Origin of the sequence: Microvirga arabica, from assembly GCF_016811235.1 — a bacterium.
GTDB lineage: Bacteria > Pseudomonadota > Alphaproteobacteria > Rhizobiales > Beijerinckiaceae > Microvirga > Microvirga arabica.
This window is the reverse complement of the sequence record NZ_JAFBID010000072.1, coordinates 26,638-34,314: the sequence shown is the minus strand read 5'-3', so window position 1 is coordinate 34,314 and position 7,677 is coordinate 26,638. Positions and strand designations below refer to the sequence as shown.

Genomic DNA, 7,677 nt, shown 5'->3' with positions numbered 1-7,677 from the left:
TTTGTTTGAGCCGCAAGAATGTTGGAACTTCCTCAAGGCCGCTGGCTATGCGTCCGTGTAAGCGTCCGATGCTCTAGAGGCCGGACATCGCCTTCCTGTACAATTATGCCTACCACCTGTGGAGCGGCACCAAAGGTGATCCCCCATGAGAGGAGCGCAAAGCTTTGGTTTAGCGGCACAGATTGGCAACTTTGGCGGGATCAACGATAACCCCGCCGTTGCTGTACATTCGCCAGCAACGTCATGCGCTTAATGTCAATTTGCTCGGGGGCAGTACTCGATGCTGATTGACAGTCAGACCTTGCGCGCCAGATGCACATGTCCCGGCAGGCCACCAACCACCTCGTCGGGCAGCTGGAGGAGCTTGGATATCTGGAGCGGCGCGCAGGGCCTGAGAGCGAGCGTCGGCTGGTGTACCTGACGGAGCGGGGTTGGACAGTAGCAGACGTAATTTATGCAACGCTGCGTGAGCTGCAGGAGCAATGGGCCAACGAAGTCGGCCACACGCGATTCCAGGATCTCATAGCTGTTCTCAGGAGCCTCGCAGTAGCAACCGAACCGGCAAGGAGCTGACAAGACTCGGGGCATTATCGTTCCTTATAGCTGTGATACCAATGTTCGTATGCGGCACACAGCGAACTATCCAGGGGGGCGCCATCAGGCACCCCAAGGACACATAAACCGGCATGGGTGTCGAGCGAAAGCTGCGCCAACGGATCAGCCCTTTGTGAAGGTGCGGGGCAACAGGCGCTCAAAGGTGTTGTGTATCCGCCGGTAGCACTCGCATGCCGCACCCTCCAGGCGGGCGCGATCCGCCACGATGATACCGCCCCTGCCCTGCCGGATCAGCTCTGCCGCCTGGAGCCTTCCCATCACGGCACTGACGGTGGAGCGCTGCACGCCTAGGCGCTCAGCCAAGAACTCGTGCGTGAGAGGCAGGACATCCTGATCGGTCCTGTCATCCGTGCTGAGGATCAAACGGCAGCAGCGGGCCTCCACGCTGTGAAGGGCATTGCAGGCCACGGACTGGAGAATGCGAGCCATGATGGCTTCCAGGAAGTGCCACAACACCCTACGGATGCTGGGACGGGCATTCCCGATTTCGTGCATCTTGTTGACTTCGATCCGGGATGCCGTGCCATCTATCTGGACGATGTAGCGCCCGAATGACTGACGGGAGATGAGCGCCGTCAGAAGCCCCACCACGCCTTCGCGGCCGCAGATCGACATCTCGGCCGAGCTGCCGTCCTCCATCACCGCCACGAGCGAGATGACTGTATCGTGCGGGAAGTAAGCGTAACGCAGGGTTTCTCCTGTCTCGCAGAGCACCTGCCGCCTTCTCAACTTGACGACCTCCAGATGCGGCTCGAGAGCGGCAAAGTCCTCCGGCTCCAGAGCTGCCAAAAGGCGGTTGGCTCGATGGTCTCTCGGTGGTCGCGCCTGAGGCATAGGGGAGGATCACAATCCTGTTCGATCCGGGTCCTTCCATTGATTAGAACTAATTATTGACCCGGCAATATATCCACCTCGGAAGAGTCATAGTGGCTCTTGCAATGAACTGAGAGGCCCCTCGACTGTGATATTGGGGCACGCCACCCCTCAATGAGGGAAAGCGAATGGCAGCGCGAGTGTTGCCTGATCGGAGCCCTCAACCTAGTTAACCGTGAGGGTTACAGCGGCCCCTTGCATTGGGAAGCCTCCTCGTCGCACGTGTAACAGCGGAAGAGAGATCCTTTGCGACGCATGCGCAACTTTATTGCGACGGTTAATTTCCATGGCACGCTACTTTTTTCATGTTCACAGCGACCGCGATCACATCGACAATGATGGGACCGATCTTCCCGGACCAAGGGAGGCGCGAGACCATGCCGTCACCGTTGCCGGAGAGTTGCTCAAAGGCGTCAGCTACAGTGACTGGAAAGGATCCGAGTGGCGGTTGCGGGTCACGGATGAGAACGAGGCCGCGGTTTGCACCCTCAGGTTTTCCATCGAGTGTGACTAAAGCGGCATTACTGCAAACTGCCTGCTTCAAGGCTTCAGTCAAACAGCAGGTCGATGAGACCTGCTCGCGCATCCATACTCCAAAGCTGCGATACAGCCCGTCAGGATGGCTGCAGAGTGGTTCAAGGGCCTGAGTTCAGGGTACAGTTAGATGGACAGAGCGGCGCTGATATCGGGCTCGGGCAAGCCCAACATGCGGCTGACGATGACGCCGATGACCTGATCGGCCAGCATCTGCAGTTCGGCCTGCTCACCCCGGGAGAAGGAGCGCGGCTTGGTGTCGAGAAGGCACAACGGACCAAGACGCACCTCGCCGTCATAGACCAACGGCGCGCCAGCATAGAAGCGGATGCAAGGTTCACCTGTGACAACCGGATTGTCCTTGAAGCGCTCGTCAGCGCGAGCATCCGGAACAACGAGGACGCTGGGCTGCAGGATCGTGTAACTGCAAAACGCGATCCTGCGGTCCAGGCGTGAGGCATCCAGCCCCTGCTTTGAGGCCACCAGCGCCTGATCCGCCTCGATCAGGTTCACCAGGCAGATCGGCACGCCGAAGTGGATTCGGGCGAAAACTGTCACTCGGTCGATGATGACATTGGGCAACTACTTGGAAGCATCTAAGTCCTTAAGTGCCTTCAGGCGGAGAATTGAGCTATGACGGAATTTAGGTGACGGGGGCGATCAGGCGGCGCTGTTTGTCGGCATCGGAAGGATCTCGGTGCCGTTTGAGAGCCTTGCGCATGAACCGTTTGGCGGCAGCGAGATTGCGCCGCTCGCTGAACTAGAACTCCACTGTGTCGCCGTTGCTGTCGATCGCGCGGTAAAGATACATCCAACGGCTACAGACCTTGATGTAAGTTTCATCGATATGCCACTTGCTGGTGACAGCCCGCTTGCGGCGATTAAACCGCTCCAGCAACTCGGAGGATTAGCGAACAACCCATCGATGCACTGTCGCATGGTCAACGGAGATGCCGCGCTCGGCCATCATCTCCTCAAGGTTCCGCAGGCTCAGATTGTAGGCCAAGTACCATCGGACGCAGAGCAGGATCACGGATTTATCGAATTGCCTGCCCTTGAACACTGCGCCCCCGCCCCTGAACCGAGGGAGGAGTAGCCGAAACTCTGAAACAAAAAGTTTGCGACACATCCGGTGTACATCGGCGAGTTCACGGTCATCGAGAACGCCAAGGGTTCGAAGCATGCCGACAAGATCTACGGCAACGATGTCCGGAACGTCATCAAGGGCGGAGCGGGCAACGATGTCATCGACGGGCGTTCCGGCAATGACGCACTATATGGAGATGCTGGGAACGACAAACTCTACGGCGGCTATGGAGACGACAAGCTCTATGGTGGCGTCGGCAACGACCTTCTGAGCGGCGGCTCCGGAATGTATTTCCTGTCGGGCGGTGCCGGAGACGACATCATCCAAGGCGGAGCTGATGCAGATCGGCTTTACGGAAGCTCCGGAAAGGACAAGTTCAACGCCTACGGCGACCTTGGCGACCTCGCTTCCTTTGACCAAATCTTCGATTTCAGGAAGGACGACAAGATCGACTTCAAGTCGTTCGACGCCAATCCCGAAGTTGCCGGTCGCCAGAAGATGACCTTTCTCGGCAACTCCACCGGCGACTGGAAACTCAACGCCGGCAAGGCCGGTCAGTTCTACTACAACACCGCCTCCGATAGGCTCGTGATCGATGCCAATGGAGATAGGGTCGCTGACCATTACATCGGCGTGAAGGGCATCACTTCGATGAAGGCGGACTACTTCCTGCTCTAAGCCTGAAAGGGAGGTCTCAGACCTCCCTTTTTGTCTTGGGCTAAGGAATCCAGAAGATCCCCGAGACAATGCCGACCCTTCGAGAATATTTCGCTGAACTGGAAGCTCGCCGGTAACAGCTACCGGAAGCGCAGGATCGCCGCTGGTCCGATTGCATCGAAGGCGAGCAACGCACCGTCGTTGAATTCGAACACGTCCTTATGGACGCTCTGATAAAGAATGGTACCGAACTGGTGGAGGCCGCAGGTGACGTTGACCTTGGCGCTCTGCCGATCGGCATCTCTCTGGCTTACAGCCGCGAGTGATATGATCGCTGGTGCAATATTCGGGAGGACGGTACATCCGCGTCTCTCCCGAACTCGCCAACCAGTTTTCCCAGCCCGGTTGACGCCTTGGTAATGCCAGTATGGCTAAAATCCGGTTAACGCTGCGAATATAAATCTTAAGATGGGTCTCAATTTCCGCCTCCGAGCGTCGCTTTTTGGAAAAGATTGATCCCCGAAAAGTAACCAACCTGCCCGCGCCCGTTCATTCACTGCGAACGGCCAAGCTTTAAGCGCTGCAGAGCGCTCGAAAGAAGTTCGACTTGCGCTTCGATATTGTTGCCGACGTTCATGGCCATGCATCCAAACTGACTGCCCTGCTCTCTAAGCTTGGCTATAAGCTCAAGAATGGTACTTGGCAGCATCAGGACCGGACCCTGGTGAGCGTCGGTGATCTCATCGACCGTGGCCCGGAGCAGCTGGAGACGGTCGATATCCTCCGCCGCATGCGCGATGAAGGTTTCGCCCACGTGACCATGGGAAGTCATGAGCACAACGCCATCGGCTGGTTTCTTTCGGATCCGGCGGATCCCGCAAAGCCGATGCGGGCCCACAGCGCCAAGAACAGAAAGCAGCACCAAGCGTTCCTCGACGCCGTCGGCGAAGGCTCGCCCCTCCACCGTGAACTCGTCACCTGGTTCACGACCTTGCCCCTCTGGTACGAGAACCTCGGGCTGCGGGTGATCCACGCCTGCTGGCACCCTCGCGAGATCGCGAACATCGGTCCCTATGTCAATGCCGATGGATCTTTCACCGAGGAAGGCGTTTACGCCTCTCTCACGAAAGGGCACCCGGCACATAATGCAGTCGAGATTCTATTGAAGGGGCTTGAGATTGCACTGCCGGAAGGCGTTTCGTTTTTGGACAAGGATGGCCACGCCCGCACTAACACTCGCATCCCCTGGTGGGACGAGGCGGCCACCACCTACAAGAGCGCGGCCCTCGTCGATGAGGACACCGTCGCCCTCCTCCTTGACATCGAACTTGGGCCGGAAGACCGCCTTCCCTATGATCAGGATAAGCCCATTCTGTTTGGCCACTACTGGCTTCAGGGCGAACCTATCCTGACTGACCGGCGCCGGCTCGGCCTTGACTATTCTGTCGCCAAAGGAGGCCACCTCGCGGCGTACCTATGGGATGGAGAGGCGGAACTCGATCCCGGTAAGCTCATCTTTGTTTCGTAAGGAAAAGGCCGGTCCATCGGACCGGCCCTTCCTTTGACCTATGCTGCGTCCTCGGCCCCAGCATCACCGGTATCATTCGCCTGCAGGTCATTCATGAGCAGGCCTGCGTTCTGGCGGATCTTCGCCTCGATCTGACCAGCAATCTCCGGGTTCTCCTTAAGGAAGGTCTTCGAGTTCTCGCGCCCCTGCCCCAGCCGCTGGCTGTCGTACGAGAACCAGGCACCCGACTTCTCGACCACCCCAGCTTTGACGCCAAGGTCGATGAGTTCGCCCATCTTCGAGATGCCCTCGCCGAACATGATGTCGAACTCGACCTGCTTGAAAGGCGGAGCGACCTTGTTCTTGACGACCTTTACCCGAACCTGGTTGCCGATCGGCTCATCCCGATCCTTCAGGGTCGAGGTCCGGCGGATGTCCAGGCGCACCGAGGCATAGAACTTCAGAGCGTTGCCGCCTGTCGTTGTTTCCGGACTGCCGTAGGTGACGCCAATCTTCATGCGGATCTGATTGATGAAGATCACCAGCGTGTTCGTCCGGTTGATCGAGCCGGTGAGCTTCCGCAGCGCTTGGCTCATCAGACGGGCCTGAAGGCCCGGGCGGCTCTCGCCCATCTCGCCTTCGATTTCAGCCTTTGGCGTAAGCGCTGCCACGGAGTCGATCACCACGACGTTGATCGCGCCCGAGCGCACCATCGTGTCGGCGATCTCCAAGGCCTGCTCGCCATTGTCCGGCTGCGACACGAGCAGATCATCCAGGTTCACCCCCAGCTTACGGGCATAGACCGGGTCGAGCGCATGCTCGGCATCGATGAAGGCGCACACGCCACCCAGCTTTTGCGCTTCCGCAATGGCGTGAAGGGTCAGCGTTGTCTTGCCGGAGCTCTCCGGTCCGTAGATCTCAATGATACGGCCCTTGGGGAGGCCGCCCACGCCAAGGGCGATGTCGAGGCCTAGTGAGCCGGTTGAAATCGTCTCAACTTCGACCACTTGGTCACCACCGAGGCGCATGATGGCGCCCTTGCCAAAGGCGCGTTCGATCTGGGCGACCGCAGTATCGATCGCCTTCTTCTTGTCCAAGCTCATAGAGGCTCCGCACGTCAGTATTTTGGATTGGCCGATGACGTATCCTAATCCGCCGCGGATGACCAGAACAAATAGGGAACTGCGGTGAATTGTCAGTACCGCCTCAATACGATTGCTATCAGCTGTAGCTAAGGTTCTCTCCGGAACTTTTCTCTTTACAGAAAGGTTTATGGGCATATTCTATCTATGGAAAGGCGGTGAAGCATGGTCACGACAGCACATTCCGCTCGTATCAGCCAGGACGCGGCGATCGTCTCAAAAGCTGCTGTAAGAGCCGCCGAGCGTCTCGACATCCCGGGGCGCATCTTTGCCGCGATCATTGGCGTGTCGGAGGCGACGGTCTCCCGTATGAAGACAGGCGAATTTGCCCTGGATCGGGATCGGAACGCTTTTCAGCTCTCGCTCCTCTTTGTGAGGCTCTACCGCTCCCTGGATGCCATCGTCGGCGGCAATGCCGCTGCTGCTGCGTCCTGGTTCAAGAGCCACAACACCGCGCTGGATGTCCGTCCAGTCGATGCCGTCCAATCCATCTCCGGTCTCGTGCATGTCATCGACTATCTCGACTCCCGACGCGCTCCGCTCTGAGTTTCGCCTGTTTAAGGGCCATTGCTGGCGCGTCGTCGAGTCCCAGTACGTCATCTCGACCGTCCCGCTCGTCGACACCCTGGATGAGCAGGCACGCCTCGAAGAACTCCTGGACGAAACCAAGCCGCCGGTGCCGCCAGCCTGCCGCCATCTCCATCCGCTACTTTATACGCCCTTTCGCTATACGCCCAGACATGGGTCCCGCTTCCGTCGCGCGGGACAGCGGGACGGTGCCTTCTACACGGCTGAGCATGTGGAGACGGCGATCGCCGAGATGGCCTTCTATCGGGTGTTGTTCTATGCCGAGGCGCCCGAGGCTCTGATCCCGCCGGATTTTGCCGAATACACGGCATTTTCCGTCTCAATCGCCACCGATGCCTTGCTCGACCTGACCGAGCGCCAGAACCCTGCCCTCGCCCATCTCAGCGACTACAGCGCGTCTCAGGCCTTTGCCGACCTTGCCAGAGCCGCCGGCGCGACGGGACTTCGCTCCCTGTCAGTCCGCTGCCCCAAACGGGGTGCAGCTCTTACTTGGCTCTCTTGCGGGGTCTTTGACCGTCCGGAGCCCGTCACGCGTCAGACGTGGCGCATGCGTCTGACCCATCTTGGTGTGCAGGCTCTCTGCGAAAGCCCCAAACTTGCGATCCAATTTGCTCCCGAAACGATGGTCGCTGACGCACGAACAGCCACTTTCGCTTGGGAGCGGGCTGCATAGG

The 7,677-nt window shown here is 58.7% G+C and carries 8 protein-coding genes and 2 pseudogenes; 6 read left to right on the top strand and 4 right to left on the bottom strand.

Going from position 1 to position 7,677, the window contains the following annotated elements; genetic code table 11:
- Nucleotides 1-303: 303 nt before the first annotated feature.
- A pseudogene (locus JQC81_RS25485) lies at nucleotides 304-573 on the top strand (MarR family winged helix-turn-helix transcriptional regulator); the annotation flags it as partial.
- A gap of 144 nt (nucleotides 574-717) precedes the next feature.
- Here the strand turns inward: JQC81_RS25485 and JQC81_RS25480 are convergent.
- Nucleotides 718-1,404, bottom strand: a complete 687-nt coding sequence (locus JQC81_RS25480; RefSeq protein WP_246520654.1) for a Crp/Fnr family transcriptional regulator — start codon at nucleotides 1,402-1,404, stop codon at nucleotides 718-720.
- Nucleotides 1,405-1,774: 370 nt separating this feature from the next.
- Between JQC81_RS25480 and JQC81_RS34495 the strand changes: the two genes are divergently transcribed.
- Nucleotides 1,775-2,002: a DUF6894 family protein gene (locus JQC81_RS34495; protein ID WP_376772453.1), complete on the top strand. Its 228-nt coding sequence runs from the start codon at nucleotides 1,775-1,777 to the stop codon at nucleotides 2,000-2,002.
- Nucleotides 2,003-2,148: 146 nt separating this feature from the next.
- On the opposite strand, the gene JQC81_RS25470 is transcribed toward JQC81_RS34495, so the two are convergent.
- Together JQC81_RS25470 and JQC81_RS25465 are read right to left on the bottom strand one after the other, a co-directional pair.
- On the bottom strand, nucleotides 2,149-2,604 hold the full coding sequence (locus JQC81_RS25470) for a GAF domain-containing protein (RefSeq protein WP_203274598.1): 456 nt from the start codon (nucleotides 2,602-2,604) through the stop codon (nucleotides 2,149-2,151).
- A 106-nt stretch (nucleotides 2,605-2,710) separates the two neighbouring features.
- Nucleotides 2,711-3,085, bottom strand: a pseudogene (locus JQC81_RS25465) (IS6 family transposase); the annotation flags it as partial.
- A 69-nt stretch (nucleotides 3,086-3,154) separates the two neighbouring features.
- Between JQC81_RS25465 and JQC81_RS34170 the strand changes: the two are divergent.
- Nucleotides 3,155-3,787, top strand: a complete 633-nt coding sequence (locus JQC81_RS34170; protein ID WP_203274597.1) for a calcium-binding protein — start codon at nucleotides 3,155-3,157, stop codon at nucleotides 3,785-3,787.
- Nucleotides 3,788-4,373: 586 nt separating this feature from the next.
- Nucleotides 4,374-5,294 carry a metallophosphoesterase gene (locus JQC81_RS25455; RefSeq protein ID WP_203274596.1) on the top strand — a complete coding sequence of 307 codons (921 nt, stop codon included), beginning with the start codon at nucleotides 4,374-4,376 and terminating at the stop codon, nucleotides 5,292-5,294.
- 38 nt (nucleotides 5,295-5,332) lie between these two features.
- Here the strand turns inward: JQC81_RS25455 and recA are convergent, their stop codons facing one another.
- Nucleotides 5,333-6,376 carry a recombinase RecA gene (gene recA, locus JQC81_RS25450; RefSeq protein ID WP_203274595.1) on the bottom strand — a complete coding sequence of 348 codons (1,044 nt, stop codon included), beginning with the start codon at nucleotides 6,374-6,376 and terminating at the stop codon, nucleotides 5,333-5,335.
- 204 nt (nucleotides 6,377-6,580) lie between these two features.
- On the opposite strand from recA, the gene JQC81_RS25445 reads away from it, so the two are divergent.
- Nucleotides 6,581-6,961, top strand: a complete 381-nt coding sequence (locus JQC81_RS25445) for an MbcA/ParS/Xre antitoxin family protein (protein ID WP_203274594.1) — start codon at nucleotides 6,581-6,583, stop codon at nucleotides 6,959-6,961.
- Entirely contained in the window at nucleotides 6,921-7,676 is a 756-nt protein-coding gene (locus JQC81_RS25440) for an RES family NAD+ phosphorylase (RefSeq protein WP_203274593.1), read from the top strand. Before JQC81_RS25445 ends, JQC81_RS25440 begins: the two co-directional genes overlap by 41 nt.
- The last annotated feature ends 1 nt before the right edge of the window (nucleotide 7,677 follow it).

Bases quoted from the DNA above. Each gene is read 5' to 3' on its own strand.
- JQC81_RS25440 (WP_203274593.1), top strand. From the start codon at position 6,921: ATGTCATCGACTATCTCGACTCCCGACGCGCTCCGCTCTGAGTTTCGC.
- JQC81_RS25445 (WP_203274594.1), top strand. From the start codon at position 6,581: ATGGTCACGACAGCACATTCCGCTCGTATCAGCCAGGACGCGGCGATC.
- recA (WP_203274595.1), bottom strand. From the start codon at position 6,376: ATGAGCTTGGACAAGAAGAAGGCGATCGATACTGCGGTCGCCCAGATC.
- JQC81_RS34495 (WP_376772453.1), top strand. From the start codon at position 1,775: ATGGCACGCTACTTTTTTCATGTTCACAGCGACCGCGATCACATCGAC.